Source organism: Natrialba sp. PRR66, from assembly GCF_034808065.1.
GTDB classification, from domain to species: domain Archaea; phylum Halobacteriota; class Halobacteria; order Halobacteriales; family Natrialbaceae; genus Natrialba; species Natrialba aegyptia.
In genome coordinates this window covers 1,134,364-1,150,610 of sequence record NZ_JAXHGN010000001.1, presented here as the reverse complement: position 1 = coordinate 1,150,610, position 16,247 = coordinate 1,134,364, and the positions used below count along the sequence as shown (strand labels likewise).

Annotated in this window: 18 protein-coding genes; 9 read left to right on the top strand and 9 right to left on the bottom strand. The window is 63.9% G+C overall.

Annotation, left to right across the window (positions count from 1 at the left end; all coding sequences use genetic code 11):
• Positions 1-130: 130 nt before the first annotated feature.
• The 4 genes from SM755_RS05415 to SM755_RS05400 form a co-directional block, all read right to left on the bottom strand.
• Positions 131-604, bottom strand: a complete 474-nt coding sequence (locus SM755_RS05415; protein ID WP_006109197.1) for a 50S ribosomal protein L11 — start codon at positions 602-604, stop codon at positions 131-133.
• A gap of 106 nt (positions 605-710) precedes the next feature.
• Entirely contained in the window at positions 711-1,013 is a 303-nt protein-coding gene (gene cutA, locus SM755_RS05410) for a divalent-cation tolerance protein CutA (protein ID WP_323171762.1), read from the bottom strand.
• 195 nt (positions 1,014-1,208) lie between these two features.
• A complete protein-coding gene (locus SM755_RS05405; protein ID WP_323171761.1) occupies positions 1,209-1,397 on the bottom strand; it encodes an HEWD family protein in 189 nt (62 codons plus the stop codon).
• 184 nt (positions 1,398-1,581) lie between these two features.
• Positions 1,582-3,093, bottom strand: a complete 1,512-nt coding sequence (locus SM755_RS05400) for a phosphoenolpyruvate carboxykinase (ATP) (RefSeq protein ID WP_323171760.1) — start codon at positions 3,091-3,093, stop codon at positions 1,582-1,584.
• Between the two features lie 342 nt (positions 3,094-3,435).
• On the opposite strand from SM755_RS05400, the gene SM755_RS05395 reads away from it, so the two are divergent.
• Together SM755_RS05395 and SM755_RS05390 are read left to right on the top strand one after the other, a co-directional pair.
• Positions 3,436-4,308, top strand: coding sequence for an MOSC N-terminal beta barrel domain-containing protein (locus SM755_RS05395; protein ID WP_323171759.1), 873 nt, complete (start codon positions 3,436-3,438; stop codon positions 4,306-4,308).
• A gap of 81 nt (positions 4,309-4,389) precedes the next feature.
• Complete coding sequence (locus SM755_RS05390) at positions 4,390-7,065, top strand: chromosome segregation ATPase (RefSeq protein ID WP_323171758.1); 2,676 nt, start codon at positions 4,390-4,392, stop codon at positions 7,063-7,065.
• Between the two features lie 36 nt (positions 7,066-7,101).
• Here the strand turns inward: SM755_RS05390 and SM755_RS05385 are convergent, their stop codons facing one another.
• From SM755_RS05385 to SM755_RS05375, 3 genes are read right to left on the bottom strand one after another with little or no spacing between them, the layout of a single operon-like run.
• Complete coding sequence (locus SM755_RS05385) at positions 7,102-7,491, bottom strand: cupin domain-containing protein (protein WP_323171757.1); 390 nt, start codon at positions 7,489-7,491, stop codon at positions 7,102-7,104.
• Positions 7,492-7,545: 54 nt separating this feature from the next.
• The gene (locus SM755_RS05380; protein WP_006663785.1) at positions 7,546-7,677 is read right to left on the bottom strand and encodes a rubrerythrin-like domain-containing protein; all 132 of its coding nucleotides are present in this window, start codon (positions 7,675-7,677) and stop codon (positions 7,546-7,548) included.
• Positions 7,678-7,701: 24 nt separating this feature from the next.
• Complete coding sequence (locus SM755_RS05375; protein ID WP_323171756.1) at positions 7,702-8,946, bottom strand: MFS transporter; 1,245 nt, start codon at positions 8,944-8,946, stop codon at positions 7,702-7,704.
• A 199-nt stretch (positions 8,947-9,145) separates the two neighbouring features.
• On the opposite strand from SM755_RS05375, the gene SM755_RS05370 reads away from it, so the two are divergent.
• Complete coding sequence (locus tag SM755_RS05370) at positions 9,146-9,325, top strand: hypothetical protein (RefSeq protein WP_323171755.1); 180 nt, start codon at positions 9,146-9,148, stop codon at positions 9,323-9,325.
• A gap of 35 nt (positions 9,326-9,360) precedes the next feature.
• Here the strand turns inward: SM755_RS05370 and SM755_RS05365 are convergent, their stop codons facing one another.
• Complete coding sequence (locus tag SM755_RS05365) at positions 9,361-9,828, bottom strand: hypothetical protein (protein ID WP_323171754.1); 468 nt, start codon at positions 9,826-9,828, stop codon at positions 9,361-9,363.
• 123 nt (positions 9,829-9,951) lie between these two features.
• On the opposite strand from SM755_RS05365, the gene SM755_RS05360 reads away from it, so the two are divergent.
• The 3 genes from SM755_RS05360 (at position 9,952) to SM755_RS05350 (ending at position 12,038) form a co-directional block, all read left to right on the top strand.
• On the top strand, positions 9,952-10,401 hold the full coding sequence (locus SM755_RS05360) for an SHOCT domain-containing protein (protein WP_323171753.1): 450 nt from the start codon (positions 9,952-9,954) through the stop codon (positions 10,399-10,401).
• 84 nt (positions 10,402-10,485) lie between these two features.
• A complete protein-coding gene (locus SM755_RS05355) occupies positions 10,486-10,923 on the top strand; it encodes a hypothetical protein (RefSeq protein ID WP_323171752.1) in 438 nt (145 codons plus the stop codon).
• A gap of 62 nt (positions 10,924-10,985) precedes the next feature.
• Positions 10,986-12,038 (top strand): S66 peptidase family protein, encoded by a 1,053-nt coding sequence (locus tag SM755_RS05350; RefSeq protein WP_323171751.1) that lies wholly within the window; start codon positions 10,986-10,988, stop codon positions 12,036-12,038.
• A gap of 110 nt (positions 12,039-12,148) precedes the next feature.
• Here SM755_RS05350 and SM755_RS05345 read toward each other — a convergent pair whose 3' ends face one another.
• Positions 12,149-12,607: an acyl-CoA thioesterase gene (locus SM755_RS05345; RefSeq protein WP_006663792.1), complete on the bottom strand. Its 459-nt coding sequence runs from the start codon at positions 12,605-12,607 to the stop codon at positions 12,149-12,151.
• 114 nt (positions 12,608-12,721) lie between these two features.
• Between SM755_RS05345 and SM755_RS05340 the strand changes: the two genes are divergently transcribed.
• From SM755_RS05340 to purM, 3 genes are all read left to right on the top strand, one after another.
• Positions 12,722-14,512: a TraB/GumN family protein gene (locus SM755_RS05340; RefSeq protein WP_323171750.1), complete on the top strand. Its 1,791-nt coding sequence runs from the start codon at positions 12,722-12,724 to the stop codon at positions 14,510-14,512.
• Complete coding sequence (locus tag SM755_RS05335) at positions 14,509-15,138, top strand: peptidase M50 (protein ID WP_006663794.1); 630 nt, start codon at positions 14,509-14,511, stop codon at positions 15,136-15,138. The genes SM755_RS05340 and SM755_RS05335 overlap by 4 nt, the downstream gene beginning before the upstream one ends.
• Before the next feature lie 86 nt (positions 15,139-15,224).
• On the top strand, positions 15,225-16,229 hold the full coding sequence (purM, locus tag SM755_RS05330) for a phosphoribosylformylglycinamidine cyclo-ligase (RefSeq protein ID WP_323171749.1): 1,005 nt from the start codon (positions 15,225-15,227) through the stop codon (positions 16,227-16,229).
• The last annotated feature ends 18 nt before the right edge of the window (positions 16,230-16,247 follow it).

Below are 16,247 nucleotides of genomic sequence, written 5' to 3'. Positions count from 1 at the left end.
ATTTACATCCGCGACGTGGGTGACCGTGACAGACGAGTCTCGACCCTCGATATCGACGGGTGAAAAATGAAATAACTCGTGACCACGGCCCGCCATCACGCGCCGTTACTAGCGGTCAGCGATATCCCGATTAGGCGAGCGCGTCGTCGTACTCGCCGTCGTCGACTTTCGCTTTGAACTCGCGGGCGTCCACGCCTTCGATGGTGACGCCCATCGAGGCGCAGGTGCCGACGACTTCCTTTGCGGCGTTTTTCGTATCGTACGCGAGCAGGTCGGGATGTTTCTGCTCGGCGATCGTTTTGACCTGGTCGATCGAGAGGTCCGCGACGAAGTCCTCCTGGGGTTCGCCACTCCCTGTCTCGAAGCCAGCCTCGTCCTTGACGAGTGCCGCCGTCGGTGGGACACCAACGTCAATTTCGAAGGAGCCGTCGTCCTCGTAGTCGACGGTGACGGGCACTTCAGTGCCGTCGAACGCTTCTGTCTGGTCGTTGATATCCTGTACGACCGCCTGCACGTCGACGGGGGTCGGTCCGAGCTCGGGACCGAGCGGTGGGCCAGGGTTGGCCTGGCCACCCGGAACGAGCACTTCGATGGTTCCAGCCATACCCGTCACAACCCGTGCGCGAGTTTTAAGGGTTGCTTTTTCGGGCAGTCCTCGTCTGTGACGGTCTGACGCACGCCTCGCAGTAAACCGCGGACACGCGACGGTGCTACTCGACGCTCTCCGCACGCCACGCCGCGAACGACTCGAGTTCAGCCGTCTCGTCGAAGCGTTCGATGCACGGAACATCGTAGGGGTGGGCGTCCTCGACGCGAGCCGCGAGTTCATCGTAGGCGTCGTCGGTGGTCTTCGCGAGGAGGATGGTCTCTTCGTCGCGGTGCACGTCGCCGTCCCAGCGGTACGTCGAGGTCGTCGAGAGTCGGTTGACGCAGGCGGCGAGGCGCTCATCGACGAGCATCTCGGCGAGTTCGGCGGCCGATTCGGGCGGTGCGGTGATGTAGACTGTTGGCATCGAGCGTCCTGTACGGCGTCGGGATACAAAGATGGAGCCACGGAGACGGTCGGGTCGGTGCGAGAGCGACCGACGGGCATCGACGCGCGCGGCTGTTCGAGTGTACCCGAACTGAATAGCGCCCCTGGAGAACCCGCTTGCTGCTGGCTGTCGGGCGTCAGCGATCGGCTGTCGCCTGCTGCAGCCGTTTTCCCGTTACTCGTCTGTCGCGACCGGGTTGAAGTTCCCGTTGATGTCCCACTCGTGGAGACAGTGCGGGCTGCCGACCTGTTTTGTGCCGCTCTCGCGGGCGATCTGCCAGGCTTCGAGGTCGTCGTCCCAGTGCTCAGCGCGCCCGCACGACTCACAGACTCGTGCGGTTGGTTTTCGCAACTGTACGCTCATGACTGGTGATGAGAACTGGACGCACATAACAGTATGGCTGTCCGGCAAGGTCTGCCTTCGACGTTCGTGAACTCGACGCCGGGTTTCGAAATCGATCGTCACGTTTCTGATGCCGTTCCGGATACTGGAATTCCCGGATTCCATTCGGGCTCCGACACCGACCGACTGTTCGACCGTCCGTCGCTCAGTAGACGGCGTCGACGATGTCGTCGCGAAGGTCCTCGAACTGGGCGAGATACTCCTGTCGTTCAGCACGGAGTTCGGCGATCGCTTCGTCGTAGTCGTCGACGTGATCGGGGACGTAGTAGTCCTCGATATCGAGTTCGGGAACGGATTCGGGGATGGTGAGACCGGTTCGGTCGTCGTCGGTCCACTCGATCGTGCCGCGGGCGGCTTCGGTGAGGATCGTGACCGATTCGGTGACGCCGATGTCCTGGGATCGTTCACCGAGATAGCCCGTGTTGATAACGTAACAGTCGACGTCGAGGATGTCGATCAGGTCGTGGAAGATGTTGCCTTCCTCGCCCTCGGAGCCGATGATGAACGGGTTCGTCCCGACGACGCGGATCGACTCGCCGGCCCGCGAGGGATCGCCGGCGCTTGTTTCGATCGATTCGCCGAGCATGAACGCGACGGCGGCCTGGTCGTTGCTGAGCTTCGCGACGGGGGGCATCAACGGGTTTCGGGTGATGAAAAAGACCTGGTCGATGTCGTCCAGATCGATCTCGTCGTCCGCGCTCTCGAGTTCGTCGCGGCGGACGACCGCGCGCGAGTTCGTCGTGTATCGGTCCTCGTCGAAGTGGACGGTGCCGTCGTCGTCGACAGCGACGTTCTCGAGAATGGCGGAGTCGTCGGTGGCGGCGCGGTAGAGGCCGGGCTGTTCGTCCTCGTCGAGGCCGATGGTTTTGATAAAGAGGCCGGTGGCCTCGCTGCCGGCGACCGAGCCGTCGGGGAGGAGCGCACAGACGTCGTCCTGGCGCATCGAGGCGTCTTCGGGGTCGTCGAGCCAGCAGCCGTGGGAGGTAAGCGTCGACTTGCCGGTCGCGGAGAGGCCCATGAACGCCTGGCCGACGCTCTGGAGGTCGCCGTCTTCGTCGCGAACGCGAACGTGCTTGCTGCCGGCGTGAAGGCCGAGCCCGCCCTGTTGTTTGATCCGGTACATGAACAGGCGGAGGAACGACTTCTTGGCCTCGCCGATGTAGTCGGTTCCGAGCACGGCGGTAAAGCCGGTTTCGGGAAGGACGCGGATCGCTCGCTCCTCGTAGTCCGGCAGGTGGACGGTGTACAGATCGGGCTCGCGCCCATCGGACGGCTCGAATAAGTTTGCCCAGCCCAGTGCGAGACGGGCGTGTTCGACGGGGACGAACAGTCGGCAACAGAAGGTCGCTTCCGGATGTCGCCCCATCAGCCGGTCGACACAGACCAGTTCGCGCTCACTCGCGAGTTCGACTGCATCCTCGACGAGCGCGTCGTCGGCCGCGGTGAACTCGTGGTCGACGGCGTTTTTCGTCCGGTCTGCGCTCCGCGAGCGGACGTCGCTGACGTAGGATGGCGATCCGAACTCGGTGGTCGTCTCCTGGTGGGAGGCGAGGTCGCGAAGTTCGGTGAGCGATGGATTGTGCCGAACGTTCGACGCTGTTACTGGGTCGGGAAGCTGTTGATCCAGCGGACGGGGTTCCGTCCCTGTTTCGGACATATACATAACCCACCACCATCCTGATGTATAAACGTGGAGGATTTTGCGCTGAGTGTGTCATGACTTCCCGAACCGTGAATCAATGTTTGGTGTTTCATACGTCTCTACGCCCGATATATAGTCGCCTCCTTCTCAACGGTATGATTGTCTGAAATCAGAGGTGTTTCGATGAGAACTCACATCAGAAATAATTCTAACTCCAAGGGAAAGACGTGCCGTTGTTTCGCGGTCTGCTGTGTCCACCCCGTCGGTAATCCGTGCGTTCTGGTCTGTGCTGTGTTGTCAACCACCAACTGAAACTAATGGGCATACATAAACAATAGTATCTCGTTACTACGCGCGATGGCCTCCCTGGATCGAATTCGTATTCACCCGATCAAGTCCCTCGATGCAGTGACGCTCCAGACAGCCACAATTCAGACTGGGGGTGGGCTGGCGTGGGATCGGCGCTACGCGATCGTCAAGCGAAACGGTGAGAACGAGCCCCTCGACGACACGCCACCGATTTCGAGTTCAGATCTCCCGCTGCAGGCGAGTGATACCTACGTCAACGGCAAGCGCGAACCGGCGGTTCACGGACTGCACATTGAGTACGATCTCGAGCGCGAGACGGTGACGCTCTCGGACGTTGACGATCCGACTGCAGACGGCGATACGTTTCACCTCGAACTCGACCGGGACTGTCTCGCCTCGTGGCTCTCCGAGTATCTCGGCTATCCCGTTGAGCTCGTTCGTAACGAGGCGGGCGGATTTCTGGACGATACCGACGCGTCCGGCCCGACCGTAATCGCCGGAGCGACGCTCAAGACGGTGGCATCGTGGTACGACGGTATCGATGCGGCGGAGGTGTGTCGCCGGCTTCGGCCGAACCTCGTGGTCGAGGGCGTTCCGGCGTTCTGGGAGGACCGCCTCTACGGCCCTCCCGGACAGGGAGTTTCGTTCACTATCGGCGCAACCACGTTCCAGGGGATCAACCCATGCCAGCGGTGCGTGGTTCCGACGCGAAACCCCGACACCGGCGAGCCGACCGACGGGTTTCGGGAAACCTTCGTTGAACGCCGCCGGGAGACGTTGCCGGACTGGGCGAGCGAGGAGTGGTTCGATCACTACTTCCGGATAATGGTCAACACGACTGTCCCCGAGGCGTCGTGGGGGACAGCGATCGAGACCGGGGACGCAGTTTCGGTCGGGAAGCGACGGCGCGCCCCGCAGTAGCTCCGTCAGCAGCCCCGCGCCCGTTTTCACATCTGGTACTCACAGGCAAAGTACCAAGAGTAACCCCTGGGTTGTCGTCGCATGGACTACGGTCTCGATATCGGTGCGGACGCGATTCGGCTGGCGAGCGGCCAGCCTGCGGCCCCGTCCGTCGCGTCGACACCCACGCTCGTGCTCGCGGCATCGGCGCTCGAAGGGACGCCGCCCGAGGGCGATACTGAACTCGTCGAAACCGCTGACGCAGCGTATCGCGTCGGTTCGGATGTACTCGCGGCGGCGGAGGCGGAAGACGAGGAACCCGAGTCGCTGTTCCGGAACGGCGTGCTCCCGCCTGCTCCTCACGGCGACGCCGCGTTTGCCGCACTCGTTGAGAGCGTCTTCTCCGAACAGGAGGCCCAGGGGCCGGCACAGACACAGTCGGCCGAAACCGGCGGTCGACTCTATTACACGATACCGGGCACGCTCGTCGACGCCGACGCACCGACCGACGCCCACCGAGAGACCGTCGCCTCGACGCTCGAAACTGTCATGAATCGTCACGGTGACGAGAACAAGAATGAGAGCGAGAGCGGAGGCGGGGACAGGAACGAGGACGAGTTCGGTGTCGGTGTGACGCCGATCAGCCGGGGCTTTGCGGTCGTCTACGACCAGTTCGCTGCGGACAACTACACCGGACTCGGAATCTGTCTGGGACCGCAGACGACGAGCGTCGCGCTGGCGTACTACGGCGTCCCGGTCCTCGCGTTCGCCGTTCCGCGGGGCACCGACTGGATCGTCGACCGGGCGGCCGATGAAACCGGTCACGCACCCGAACGGGTCCACAGCGTGCTCGAAACGTTCGAACTCGACCCCGACGCGGACACCGGCCCGATCGAGCGTGCACTCGCCGCGGCGTTCGACGACCTCGTCGGTGAACTCGGCGACGCACTCGGTGTGCAGGCGACCGAGGCCGACCTTCAGCGGGGCGTCGCTGTGCCGATCGCAGTCGCAGGCTCAGGTGCCGTCGAAGGGCTCGAGTTCCTGCTGGGCGGTCGATTCGATGCGGCGGGACTGCCGCTCTCGATCCGCGGCGTGCGACTCGCTGACGACCCCGAGGCGAGCCCGGCGCGCGGCGCGCTCGCAGCCGCTGCGGACGAAGTCGAGCCCTACGAGGACGTAACCTGGGGCGATGGGCCGAAGGATGAACCGTCGGACGAGCCACCGGAGAGCGAGCGCGTAATGCCGACGGTACAGGCCGACGATGCGACGCTTTCGTTCGACGATACGGGCACCGATAGCGACGCCGCCGGCGACGCCGCGGACGCCGCGGACGCAGCTATCGACACCCTGTTCGACCGGCTCGCGAACCGAGACGACGAGATTCGGGGCCTCACGGCCGATCTCGAACGGCTCGAAACCACCGTCGAGACCGTCAGCAATCGAACGGCCGACACTACCGACCTCGATGCCGTCGAAACCGAACTCGAGCGTGTTCGGGAACGCATCGACGACCTCGAAGCCGCGAGCGACGACCACGCCGAGGCGGACACCGTCGCTGAACTTGAGTCGACGGTAACGACGCTCTCGGAGCGCGTTGCGGACCGCGAAGACGAGATCGATACCGCGCTCGAAACCGCCGAAACGCGGGTGGACGGCGTCGCCGGTCGCCTCGAAGAACAGGCGACCCGACTCGACGCCGTTTCCGGACGGATCGAAGAACTCTCGGCCCGTACCGACTCGCGCATCGACGATGCCGACGCTGCGCGCGATGAACTCGCCGCGGACCTCGACGCGGTCGAAGAGCAACTCGCGGAGACGACGGCGGCGCTCGAAACGGATCTCAACGCGGTCGAGACCAGGACCGACGACATTGCGGCCGATACCGACCGCCTCGCAGACGAGTTCACCGCACTTGCCAATCGCTGTCCGGAGGGTGACCTCGCAACTCGTAGCGCTGTTACGGCGCTCGAAGACGAACTCGAATCCGTTCGGACGACCCTCGAAGAACTCGAGGAACTCGCGGATCGCGTCGACGCGGCCGAAGCGGCCAGCGAAACCGCGGACGCGGCGTTCGAGGACCGACTCGCGACCCTGGCCGACCGACTCGACGCAATCGACGAGCGAGTGGCCGACTCCGGTGACCGCCTCGAATCTGTCGCCGCCGACGCGGATTCCGTCGAAGCGGACGTGACGGGTGTTGCCGATGACGTAGACGACATCGAGAGCGAACTCGCTACCGTTGTGGCCGACGTTGCTTCGCTCGACGATAATGTAACGGCGCTCGACGAGCGGACAACCGCTCTCGAGGACGCCGAAACGACGCTCGAGGACTCCAAAACCGCACTCGACGAGTTCAGTCGTGACCTCGAGACGCTCTCGGCTGCCGTCGAGTCCACCCCTGCCGCCGCAACGGTCGACGACCTCGCCGCTGAGACGGACCGGGTAGCCGCCGATATCGACGCGGTCCGCGAAACCGTCTCGGCCGTCGACTCCGAGCAGACCGCACTCGAGGAGCGACTCGACGAACTGAACACCGCCCTCGAGGACACCGTGAGCCGAGACGAGTTCGCCGCGCTCCGTTCCGAACTCGAAGACCGCGAGGAACGGGCGTCGTCGCCGAGTTCACTCGGCGGCCCGCTGCTCGCCGGTGGCGGCGGCGCTGGCGTCGTCGCTGGCGCGCTCGTCGCACTCGCGGTACCCGGAACGGGCGGGGTCGGCGTCGCCGCAGCCGCGATCGGTGTCGCGTTGCTCGCGGCCGCCGTCGCGGTGACTCGGTAGACGACTCCTGTTCCGGCTGCGGGTGGTCACTTCCTCTCAGCTTCGAGCCGTCGTTTCGTCCTCGACGATCGAATCGTCCGCGACGTTCGGCGCACCGATCGCGAGCACGCGACTCTCCTCGACGGCCTCGAGTTGCCGCCAGGACTCGGGCGGGACGACCATGAACTCGTGTTTCGTGAGCGTGACGACGTCGCGTTCGGTCTCCCGTTCGACCGTCACATCGACGGTTCCCTCGAGAACGACGTACAGTTCCTCCTGCTCGTCTTGCCGGTGGTAGGTGCTTTCCTCGCCGCGGTCGTAGTGCCAGACGCTCGGACGCATCTGCTCGGGTTGCAGGTCGAGTCCGATGGGAAACAGCGTCGGTTCGAGTTCGTCCAGTTCGCGCGACTCGACGGTATCGAGGGACGCAACCGAGTACAGCGACATGGACGATAGGTCGACGACCGGGGGCAAAAAACCGCGGCAGGGACAGGAGTCTACTCAGTCGTGGATCGGTTCGACGTTTCGCATCTCGCCCCCGCACTGTCGACAGGTACTGACGAGTGCGTCGGCAACCGCTTCCCGGCGGCCGCACTGGACGCACTCGAACTCGACCGGTTCGACGAGTGTCATACCACCCGTAGGGATTGAGATGTGTTAACTCTTTTCGTGATGTGCGGGTCGGTCAGTATGCCAGAGAACGATGGCGAGACCCGTCGCGACGATAATGGAGGCGGTCAGCAGCCAGAACGCCGGCTGGAAGCCGGCGGCGTCCGAAATCACGCCGACGATCGCCGGCGAGATCGCACCGGCCGCCATGAGCAGCGTTCGGACGACGCCGAGTCCTCCGCCGGCCACGTCGTCCGGAATCGCCGACATCAGATACGCGCCCCTGACAGGCCGAAACCCGTGCGAGCCGATGCCTGCAGCGATGAGCGCGCCGCCGAGTACGATCGGACCGGCGGCGTTCGTCAGCGAGACGAACGCGATCAGCGCAAGCGACGCGAGACCAAGGGTTGCGGTAATAAGCGGCAGTCGGCCGACCCGGTCGCTCAGATCGCCGGTCACCAACTGCACCAGACTCGCCAGAAAGAGCCCGCTGAAGAGGACGTTCGCCATCCCGTCGGTCAACCCGACTTCCGTCGTTAGATACTGCGGCGCGAACGAGACCAGGCCGTTGTACGTAAACGAAAACAGCACGGTCAACAGTGCGAAGGCCGCAAACCGCGGGTCGCGAAAGAGCGACGCGTACTCCCTGAACTCGTCGAGACTAACGCCACTGGTCGTGCCGCCGTCCGTCGTTTCGTCCGGGACCCGCTGTGGCACGCGGGTCCAGAAGAGCGCGGCCAGGACGAGTCCACAGAGTCCGGCACTCAGGAAGACCAGCCGCCAGCTTGCCCCGAGCACGAACGGCACGCCTGCAACGAGCACGACGGCCCAGGGCGCGACGACGCCGGCGAACGCACCGAACGTATCCAAAACCCCGAGCGCGCGGCCGGTTCGCGCTGGATACGCTCGCGAGAGCAGTCTGACGGCGACGGTCTTGTGCGCGCCAGTCCCCGCGCCCATAACGAGCATCACGCCGACGAGGACGAGAAACGACGAGTCGACGACGAGGGCGAGTGCGGACCCCGCGGCGACGAACACCCCGGTCGTGATGACCGTCACCGAGCCGAGGCGGTCGGCGAGCACGCCCGAGGGGAACTGCATCGCCGCGTACACCAGCATGAATCCGGAAAACGCCGTCCCCAGGGCAGCGTTCGAGACGTGATACGTTTCCTGAAACGAACCGAAAAGCGGCGGGAAAACGTATCGCAGAAACTTCGCCAGAAACCAGATTCCGGCCGTCAACAACAGCGCGTCGAAGTGGCCGACTCGTCGTACCGCCGTCCTAACCGACATTCGGTTCTCGTTTCCCGTAGGACGGGCAGCCGACGAGAAGCCTCCGGTCCCGGCAGATCTCTTGGCTACCGCCACGGGGACATGGACGCATCGCGATCGGCGCTCGACCTGAAATGAGAATGTGGTTAAATCACATATTATTGTATTCTCCCCTAGCAGGCAGCATTTATATATGGATTCGTCGTACTCCGCTCTACGCATGGCAGTAACTACAACCGACTGGTCCGATCCCGTTTCGTGCCCGTTCTGCGGCGACGAACTCGCCTCGCCGGGCGCTGGCTTCGTCGATCACATCCACGAGAACGAAGCCTGTGAGGACGAGTTCACGTTCTGGCGCGAGAACGTAAGCGGGGACCTAGCGGGAGGGTGGGCGGGCTAAGCCGAGACTGGAGACTACGACAAACCACCGAGCCGTCAGTCGAAATCCGGCAGGTCCTCCGGCGGTTCGTACGCCGCCTCCCAGTCGATGTACTCTGCTTTTAAGGTCACCGAGACGACCTGTCCGAACTCGGTCAACGCGGCGTTGATCGCCGAGACGGTGCCCCAGGTATCGAGTTCGGGATGGTACTCCCGCGCCTGCCAGTCCTCCGGAATACCGGGTGCGTGGTAGCCGACTCGGTCGGCAAAGTCGTCCCAGAAGAAGTCGAACTCCGCGAAGAGATCGAGGTCGCGAGCGATACCGAACTCGCGTTGATCGAGGTTGGTGTCCGTTCGCCACTCCTCGAAGGCGTCCTCCCAGGCACCGTTCTCGAGGAACTTCTGAAGTTCTTCGCGGCGGTAGTCGATGTCCTCGGAGCCGCCGCTGATCGTCGCGTCCTCGTACTCGTTGGGATCGACGAAATCGAGCGTCGGCGGTTCTGGGGGGTCGACCGCGAGTGTCATACGTCACGCTCGGACTGCCGAGGGGTAAATACCATCGGTCGTTCGACGAGTTCGACGGGTTCGTTCGGCAGCCCAGGCGTCGGTTTCCCCCACAGTTATTCGGCTCGCCCGTGACACTCCCGTATGGGCAATCGTAGCGGGCGCGGCGCTGAGCGGGCCCCCGAAACCGGGAGCCGAGGCTACGGCTACAGCCTCCCGGAAATCTTTGCAATTACGTTCGTCCTTGCGGATGTAATCGTCATCGCGGTGGCGCTGTTTGCCGGTCCCCTGTATGCGGTCGTTCTCACCGTATTGCTCGTCGCCAGCGCGTTTCTCGTCTGGTTTCTCGCGCGACAGGCGTCCAAACAGGATCGCGAGGCCGAGATCGGTCGGTCCACTGACCGCGAGACGAGCGAGGACGCCGACTCGCCCGTCGGAACCGATCCGGTGACGACGCTCCAGCGCCGGTACGCCGAGGGCGAACTGACGGAAGCCGAGTTCGAGCGCCGACTCGATCGCGTTCTCGACGCGAACGAGCGCGCGGCCGACGCGGACATCGATACTGCCGATCTCGAACTCGAGCGGTCGTCGTAACAGGGATACGACGGGGTATCCGTCTCGACCGACGACACGTAGAATCCTGCTAATATTTATGAATGGGTGACATGAATCGCAAGTATGGAACGGCTCGCCCGCACGATCCGAACGAGTTCGTACGCGCTTGCACTCTTCCTGGTGGGTGTGATTCCAGGGAGTATCGTCCTCGGCTCGATAGTGGGGTTCTTCGGCTGGTCGCTCGCTGGCCTCCCGATCGATGGCGAGACGGTGACACCCATCGTGTTTGTCGTGGTGCCAGCGTTGCTTCCGCTGTCGTTGGTCGCCCGGGCGGCGGTCGGTGAGAGTGCCGTCGAGAAGGTGTTTGCGGCGCTTTCGGTGCCGTGTCTTTGCGTCTCGCTGTGGGCTGGCTACAGTAGTGTCGCTGCGTCCGGAATCGTCGGCATCAGCGGGGTACTCTCGTTCGGCGCGGGCGTCTTCCTCGCCCTCATCGTGCTCGCCGACGCCGTCATCGAGTGGCGGCTAGCGGACCCTCGCGCGTCGGTGCAGCGCTCCGGATAAACAGTGTGAACACGGAACAATGGTGCGGTAGCATTATACAATTCTACTGAGCAGTAGTCGCCATGCCGTCGTTTGTAACCCCACCGCCGCTCGAACGCGGTGACAAGATCGCGGTGATCGCCCCGTCGTCGAACCCGACGACCGAGTTCAGCGAGGTCTACGAACTCGGTCTCGAACGCCTCCGCAAGGTGTTCGACCTCGAACCGGTCGAGTTCCCGACGGTATCGCACGACGACGAGTTCCTGCTGGAGCACCCGGACGTCCGTGCACGGGATATCATGGACGCGTTCGAAGACCCGGACATCAAGGGAGTCATCGCCGTGATCGGTGGGAACGACCAGATTCGGGTGCTCGAACACCTCGATCCCGACGTTCTCCGGGAGAATCCGACGCGGTTCTACGGCTACAGCGATAATACAAACCTCGCGCTCTACCTCTGGAACCTCGGCATCGTCTCCTACTACGGCCCGACCGTGATGGCTGAACTCGCGATGGACGGGCACCTGTTCGAGCACACCGTCGAGTTCACCGAGCGCGCGTTCTTCGAGGAGTCAGTCGGCGAGATCCGCCCCGCCGGGGCGTTCACGGACGAACCCGGCGACTGGGCGACCCCCGAACTGCTCGACGAACCCCGCGAGACCGAGCCGAACCCGGGCTGGCGGTGGGCGGGCGGCGACGAGTCCGTTTCGGGACGAGTCTGGGGCGGCTGTCTCGAAATCCTCGACCAGCAGTTTCTCGCGGGACGATACCTGCCGGACGAGACCGAACTCGACGGAACGATCCTCGCGCTCGAAACCTCCGAGGAATTGCCCGAACCGTCCTGGGTTGCGGGCGTCCTTCGGGCGCTAGGCGAGCGCGGACTGCTCGAACGGTTCGATGGCGTTCTCGTCGGCCGGCCGGCAGCGCGATCTCATCTCGATGCTCGGCCGGCCGAGCGTCGCGCGCAGTACCGCAATCAGCAGCGGACGGCGATCACGAAGGCCTTCGAGCGGTACAATCCCACCGCCCCGATCGTCTTCAACGTCGACTTCGGGCACACCTGGCCGACGACGCCAATCCCGATCGGTGCGCGCGTTGAACTCGAGCCGGGAACCGAAACGGTTCGGTTCTCGTGAGGTTTGCAAGGGCCTCTCGAGCAATACCGAGATTTCGAGTTCCGGTGACCGCAGAACCGCAACCGAGTTCAGTATCAGTATGAAAGAGAGTTGGCTTCGGTTTGGTGCTGTCAGTCCCGGTTCCGATACTCGCGCTGTTCGTTCGCAAGCGCCCGTTCGCGTCGCCGCGCTCCCTCGTCAGTACTGACCGTGAGTTCGGGAACCGTTGTCGGCTCGTTGTCCTCGTCGATCGCGACGTAGACGAAGTACGACTCGGTCGTCTTCTCGCGCTCGCCGGTTCGGGGGTCCTCGCGCTCGGTGATCAGGCGAACGCGGACGCTCGATTCGCCCGCATCGTAGACGTAGGCCGTGATGTGCGCCGTGTCGCCGACGGCGATCGGTCGTTCGAAGTTCATCTGGTTGACGCGGGCGGTGACGCAGGTCTCGCCCGAGAACCGCATGGCCGACATCGCGCCGACTTCGTCCATCCACTTCATGACGTTCCCGCCGTGGGCCGAGTCGAGCATGTTGGCGTGGTTCGGCTGTACCATCTCTCGGTTCTCGACGAGCGTCTCCATCAGATCGGTCATTGCCCGCAGTTTCCCCACGACGACAATCAGTCTTGCCGTCGCCGTACACGGCTGGGACGCGCTACCATCGCGCAGTTCGATACTGGTAAAAGTCGTGGCCGAGTTGATCCGGTAATGAGTAATGCAGGCGACGCCGACGCGCCGGACCCCCCCGATCCCGTCGCGGCCGGCGAGACGGATACGTCGCAGGACGGTTCCGTCACCGTTCTCGGAACTGCCCACGTCTCGCAGGCGAGCGTCGACGACGTTCGCGACGCCGTCGCAGAAGAGCAACCCGACGTGGTCGCCGTCGAACTCGACGAAGGCCGGTACAATCAGATGCAAGGCGGCGCTCCCGACGACATCGAATCCCAGGACCTCCTCTCGGGGAACACGGTCTTTCAGTTCCTGGCCTACTGGATGCTCTCGTACGTCCAGTCACGGCTCGGCGATCAGTTCGACATCGAACCCGGTGCCGACATGCGCGCCGCGATCGATGCGGCCGAACGCAACGGGAGCGGCGTCTCGCTCGTCGACCGAGACATTCAGGTAACGATCCAGCGATTCTGGAACGGCCTCTCGTTTACGGAGAAACTGAAGATGGTTGGCGGTCTCGCCCTCGGTATCACCGATCCCCGAACGATCGGTCTCACCTTCGGGGCCGTCGTCGGCCTCCTCACTGGCCTCCTCTTTGCCATCTTTATCGCCCCGATGGTCGGTCTCGGTGACTTCTTCTTGCTCGGGATCACCGGCTCGCCGGCGCTTCAGACCGTCGGTGCGCTCGGTCTCGGAACGATCGCCGGTGCGTTCGTCGGGCTCCTCTTCCTTCCCTCGATCAAGGCGGCCGACCGCTACGGCGGCGAGTTCATAAACGGCGTTTCGGCTCGCACGCTCGCCGGCATCGCACTCGGGGTCGGCGGGTCGCTGGCGCTTGTCGAGACGGGGACGTTCGTCGGCCCGATCTCGGCGGCGCTGTTCGAGAACGCCGGCAGCTACTCGCTCCGTAGCGTGGTCGGCGCGCTCACCGGGCTCGGCGTCGGCGTCTCGGTCGGGGCTCTCCTCGGAGTTCTTTTCGGCCTGCTTAGCGGCGATGTCGAGGAGGTAGAGGAGATCGATATCGAGGAGATGACCGACGGCGACGTCGTCTCCGCGATGATGGAGGAGTTCCGCCAGTTCAGCCCGCGCGGGGCGAACGCACTGATCGACGAACGGGACGCCTACATCGCACACAACCTGCATACGCTGCGCGAACATGGGTACGACGTGCTGGCGGTGGTCGGTGCTGGCCACAGAGCCGGTATCGAGCGATACCTCGAGCATCCGGACGAACTCCCGCCCATGGAGTCGATAACTGGAACGGCCTCGAGTCGACGCTTCTCGCCGTTGAAGATACTCGGCTACCTGGCTATGGTCGGTTTCGTCGGCTTTTTCTTCCTGCTGATGATGGCCGGCGTGCAAGACACGTTCTTGCTCCAGCTGTTTGCGGCGTGGTTCCTGTTCAACGGCATCTTCGCGTTCACGCTCGCCCGACTCGCCGGCGCACGCTGGACCAGCGCCGGCGTCGGCGGCTGTGTCGCCTGGCTGACCAGCATCAATCCGCTGCTCGCGCCGGGCTGGTTCGCCGGCTACGTCGAACTCAAACACCGCCCGGTCAACGTTCGCGACATCCAGACGCTGAACGAAATCGTCGGCGACGCCGACCGCCCGATCTCCGAGGCAATTGATGACATGTTCAACGTGCCGCTGTTCCGACTGATCATGATCGTCGCGCTGACGAACATCGGCAGCCTGATCGCGACCATCCTGTTCCCGTTCGTCGTCCTCGAATGGCTGGCCCCGGGTATCGGCGGCGTCGACGCCCTCCTTGCCGAACTGCTTCACGGAGCCGAAAACAGCCTCGAACTCCTTCGAGGGTTGCTCCCATGAGCGTTCAAACCGGTCGTCGGTCCGAACCCGAACTCTCCTTTAGCGACAAGGAACTGCTCGACCTGGCGCTTTCCTGGATCACGCTCAGCGTCGCGTTCGCGCTCATGCTCGCCCCGATCCACCGCGGGGCCACCATGGGAAGTTTCATCCTAATGGTCGGACTGAGCTTCGTCACCGTCGGCGTCGCCTTCCTGCTTCACGAACTCGCACACAAGGTTGTCGCCATCGAACATGGCCAGATTGCGGAGTTTCGCGCCGACTACCAGATGCTTTTCATGGCGATCATGAGCGCCCTGATCGGCTTTCTCTTCGCTGCACCCGGGGCCGTCTACCATCGCGGCCGGATCACGAAGCGCGAGAACGCGATGATCTCGCTCGCGGGCCCGGTCACGAACCTCCTGCTCGCATTGTTGTTCCTCCCGCTGATGATCTTCCCCAATCTTCTCGGGACGATCGGCCAGATGGGCGTCTGGATCAACCTCTTCCTGGCCGCGTTCAACATGATTCCGTTCGGCCCGCTCGACGGCAAGTCAATTTACAACTGGAACAAGGGCGTCTTCGCACTCGTCTTCATCCCGAGCATTCTGCTCGCGGGGTACGTCGTGTTGTTCGTCGGGCTGTTCTGATCTGCGCCGGCCTTGATTCTTCCACTTTCCTGCTGTGGCTTCGACGGACCGGTGATCTTTTGCTCGCCCCGCGCGGTCGTTCCCACATGACGGAGTCCGCGGACGACGGGAACCAGCACGACGACGAAGAACGGCTCACCTACGCCGACACCGGCGTCGACATCGACGCCAGCGAGGACGCGACCGCGGCCCTGCTCGAGGCCTTCGGCAGCGACCTCACGACCGAGTACGCCGGCCTGCTCGACATCGGCGACCGATACCTCGCCCTCGCCACCGACGGCGTCGGCACGAAACTCCTCGTCGCCGAAGCCGTTGGCGACGCTTCGACCATCGGCATCGACTGCATCGCGATGAACGTAAACGACCTCGTCGCTGCAGGTGTCGACCCCGTCGGCTTCGTCGACTACCTCGCGATCGACGACCCCGACGAAACGCTGACCAACGAGATCGGCGAGGGCTTGGCCGTCGGCCTCGAACGGGCCGACCTCACCATGCTCGGCGGCGAAACCGCTGTCATGCCCGATGTCGTCGAGGGTTTCGACCTCGCCGGAACCTGCGTCGGACTCGCCGACAAGGACGCCGTCTTCGACGGCGAGGCACAGGTCGGGGACGCGCTCGTCGGCTTCCCCTCGAACGGTATCCACTCGAACGGCCTCACGCTCGCCCGCGAAGCCGTCACGCGCGAGCACGACTACGACGACGAGTTCCCGCTCGTTCCCGAGCGAACCATCGGCGAGGAACTCCTGCGACCGACCCGAATCTACACGGACCTCCTCGAACCGATGTGCGACCACGGCGTCCATGCGGCCGCCCACGTCACCGGCGGCGGCTGGACGAACCTGCTGCGCATGGGCGACCGACGGTACGTGATCGACGACCCGCTGCCGGCACAGTCCATCTTCGAGTTCATCCAGCGGGAGGGCGCGGTGACCGATGAGGAGATGCACCGCACCTTCAACATGGGTACCGGGTTCGTCGTCGCACTTCCCGAGGATGCGGCGAGTGAACTCGCGGCCGAGACGGACGGTCGGATTATCGGCCGCGTTGCGGAAGGGAAGACGGTCGACATTCGCGGGCTATCGCTGTCCTGAGCGGTCTGGGCGGGTACT

Excerpts from the sequence above, each read along its gene's own strand:
- SM755_RS05370 (WP_323171755.1), top strand. The coding sequence starts at position 9,146 with ATGGCAGTAACTACAACCGACTGGTCCGATCCCGTTTCGTGCCCGTTC.
- SM755_RS05385 (WP_323171757.1), bottom strand. The coding sequence starts at position 7,491 with ATGTCGCTGTACTCGGTTGCGTCCCTCGATACCGTCGAGTCGCGCGAA.
- SM755_RS05380 (WP_006663785.1), bottom strand. The coding sequence starts at position 7,677 with ATGACACTCGTCGAACCGGTCGAGTTCGAGTGCGTCCAGTGCGGCCGC.
- SM755_RS05340 (WP_323171750.1), top strand. The coding sequence starts at position 12,722 with ATGAGTAATGCAGGCGACGCCGACGCGCCGGACCCCCCCGATCCCGTC.
- SM755_RS05390 (WP_323171758.1), top strand. The coding sequence starts at position 4,390 with ATGGACTACGGTCTCGATATCGGTGCGGACGCGATTCGGCTGGCGAGC.
- cutA (WP_323171762.1), bottom strand. The coding sequence starts at position 1,013 with ATGCCAACAGTCTACATCACCGCACCGCCCGAATCGGCCGCCGAACTC.
- purM (WP_323171749.1), top strand. The coding sequence starts at position 15,225 with ATGACGGAGTCCGCGGACGACGGGAACCAGCACGACGACGAAGAACGG.
- SM755_RS05400 (WP_323171760.1), bottom strand. The coding sequence starts at position 3,093 with ATGTCCGAAACAGGGACGGAACCCCGTCCGCTGGATCAACAGCTTCCC.
- SM755_RS05405 (WP_323171761.1), bottom strand. The coding sequence starts at position 1,397 with ATGAGCGTACAGTTGCGAAAACCAACCGCACGAGTCTGTGAGTCGTGC.
- SM755_RS05355 (WP_323171752.1), top strand. The coding sequence starts at position 10,486 with ATGGAACGGCTCGCCCGCACGATCCGAACGAGTTCGTACGCGCTTGCA.
- SM755_RS05350 (WP_323171751.1), top strand. The coding sequence starts at position 10,986 with ATGCCGTCGTTTGTAACCCCACCGCCGCTCGAACGCGGTGACAAGATC.
- SM755_RS05360 (WP_323171753.1), top strand. The coding sequence starts at position 9,952 with ATGGGCAATCGTAGCGGGCGCGGCGCTGAGCGGGCCCCCGAAACCGGG.
- SM755_RS05365 (WP_323171754.1), bottom strand. The coding sequence starts at position 9,828 with ATGACACTCGCGGTCGACCCCCCAGAACCGCCGACGCTCGATTTCGTC.
- SM755_RS05395 (WP_323171759.1), top strand. The coding sequence starts at position 3,436 with ATGGCCTCCCTGGATCGAATTCGTATTCACCCGATCAAGTCCCTCGAT.
- SM755_RS05375 (WP_323171756.1), bottom strand. The coding sequence starts at position 8,946 with ATGTCGGTTAGGACGGCGGTACGACGAGTCGGCCACTTCGACGCGCTG.
- SM755_RS05415 (WP_006109197.1), bottom strand. The coding sequence starts at position 604 with ATGGCTGGAACCATCGAAGTGCTCGTTCCGGGTGGCCAGGCCAACCCT.
- SM755_RS05345 (WP_006663792.1), bottom strand. The coding sequence starts at position 12,607 with ATGACCGATCTGATGGAGACGCTCGTCGAGAACCGAGAGATGGTACAG.
- SM755_RS05335 (WP_006663794.1), top strand. The coding sequence starts at position 14,509 with ATGAGCGTTCAAACCGGTCGTCGGTCCGAACCCGAACTCTCCTTTAGC.